The 2,132-nt window shown below is 37.7% G+C and carries 1 protein-coding gene and 2 pseudogenes; 1 reads left to right on the forward strand and 2 read right to left on the reverse strand.

Annotation, left to right across the window (positions count from 1 at the left end; translation table 11 throughout):
- Window positions 1-110: 110 nt before the first annotated feature.
- Both PX481_RS18730 and PX481_RS18735 read right to left on the reverse strand, forming a co-directional pair.
- Window positions 111-728 (reverse strand): annotated as a pseudogene (locus PX481_RS18730) (Rpn family recombination-promoting nuclease/putative transposase).
- 193 nt (window positions 729-921) lie between these two features.
- A pseudogene (locus PX481_RS18735) lies at window positions 922-1,367 on the reverse strand (DUF29 domain-containing protein).
- A 175-nt stretch (window positions 1,368-1,542) separates the two neighbouring features.
- Between PX481_RS18735 and PX481_RS18740 the strand changes: the two are divergent.
- Window positions 1,543-2,130, forward strand: coding sequence for a DUF3782 domain-containing protein (locus PX481_RS18740; protein ID WP_288087490.1), 588 nt, complete (start codon window positions 1,543-1,545; stop codon window positions 2,128-2,130).
- Window positions 2,131-2,132 lie beyond the last annotated feature (2 nt).

The following is a 2,132-nucleotide window of genomic DNA, read 5'->3' on the forward strand; positions in this document are numbered from 1 at the left end:
CCTGGCGACTTTTCTGCGGAAATTTGTAGATAATAATCTTCTCGATTAACTCGATAACAGGCTCTTCTCGACTTTGTGTGATAATTTTTGCTTATGGAATCGTGAAATGCTTATCGGGCAAGACTTTTAGGGCTATTTTGCGGATATTCTATCAGTATAGACCTCGTTTCCACACAGAAACCAGAAGAGCCGATAACATTTCTTTGAGTGTTAGGGTCAACAATCTGTTGGCGAGTTTGGTCAATCAAGGATTGAACCTGTTCTGGTGCTTTTTTCGTGCTGATGACGATAAACTGGAGGATACTTATCCCAAGAGATGGAGGGGACTCACCCTCGATTTCATCGAGATATATCCGTTGCATCTGCTCTAAGTTTAGCAAATTCTGGTAAGCGAGGGGAAACCCGGTGTCTAAGCGTCGCCTTCCCCAGATAATTACGGGACAGCAAGTACGTTCAGGCTTATACTGCTTAAGATAGAGGAAGATTTGAGTGATGAATCGCCAATAAAAATCCTCATCCTTTTAAAATTGAACTTCGACAAAGTAAAGCGGCTAATCTGGGGGGTCTGCATCGGGAATAAATACCCCATCGAGTCGGAAAGCTAATTCTTTGATTTCGACTGATTTAAATTGATAATTTTGCGCCAGATTGGGAGATTTTCCTAGCAGTTGAAAGAGAAGTTCGGGAAAGACTTGAAATAAGGTATAAAATATTTTATCAGTTTTCATTATTTGAGTAAATACAATTGAAGCCAACTGTACTACTTTTAGGGTTCCAAGTCAATAGTTTTTTGGTGGATTTTTGTTAAGTTTTATCAAAATAATTTGAAAATAATTTTCTCCAGAAAAAAACTACCTTTCCTTGTTCTAATTGTTCTAATTCTTTAATTGCTGTCATAACATCCTTTTCTTGATCTGATTTTTATGGCAACCAAGAGCGATCTAGTAATTCTTCTAGTGAGTAAGGACATTGAGAGGGAAAATCACAGTATTCACTGGTTTTATTTTGACAAAACCTAACGCATCTTGGTAGATAGAGTTTAATTCTTCTTCTCAAGAATTGCGGAGATTAGCCGTCATTTTTCGCCTTAATTGAGTCCGAAAATTATAAATTTCTTCCTGCTAATGAATTGTCTTATATTCTGCCTCTTTTGTTCAGTATTGCAGTAATAATAGATGGCGGATAATCTGTTCTAAAAGACTGGCTACCGCATTTTTCTTTTCTTTGCCCAAATCCTCTAATTCCTCGATTAAATGTTCTAAGTCTAGCTGTTGAAATTGATGATTTCTAAGCAAGCTAACGGTTTCTCCTAGCCATTGAGAGTCATCAATATCATAGAGTTGTTTTAAGGCGTGAATTCTTTGCATCATTGATGGTCTCCATTAGCAGTTTTATCGTTTTGAGTATCTTGACATCAGGGAAGTTTAGTGATTAACATAAAATTTACTCCATCGCATTGGTAAATTAGTCAAAAATCTTCCTCATGAATCGGCAAAATTCAGTAAAATAGCAATAGACCAAATCAGAGAGAAAAAATTAGCTATGGCAACTACATCCGAAGACGTATGGCGACTCTTAGCCGAATTAGCGACTGCTCAAGCTGAATTAACTGCCGCTCAAAAAGAAACTGACAAACAACTGAAGGAAGTTAGTCAGCAACAGAAGAAAACTGACAAACAACTCAAAGAATTAGGTCAGCAAATTGGGGGACTCGGTGCAAAATTCGGCAGCTTTACCGAAGGACTTGCCCTCCCTTCAATGGAAAAGATTCTCAGACAACGCTTTGGTATGGAAGTTATCAGTCCCAGTGTGCGAGTCAGTAAAGAAGGACAACACCTAGAAATTGATGTTCTTGCCTATACCAATGGTGAGCTAAATATTGCCTATATCGTCGAGGTTAAAAGTCATGCCAGAGAGGAGTCTATTACACAATTAAAAAGTATTTTGCAACGGTTTCGCCGCTTTTTTCCTGAACACAAAGATAAAAAACTCTATGGCATATTAGCGGCAGTTCATTTATCATCAGAATTACGGGAAAAAATTCTGCAAGAAGGGTTTTATGTGGCTCGGATTCATGACCAAGTATTTGAATTGGATATTCCCGATAATTTTCAACCTCGACTTTATTAAAA

The organism is Microcystis sp. M53603_WE2 (genome assembly GCF_030065435.1).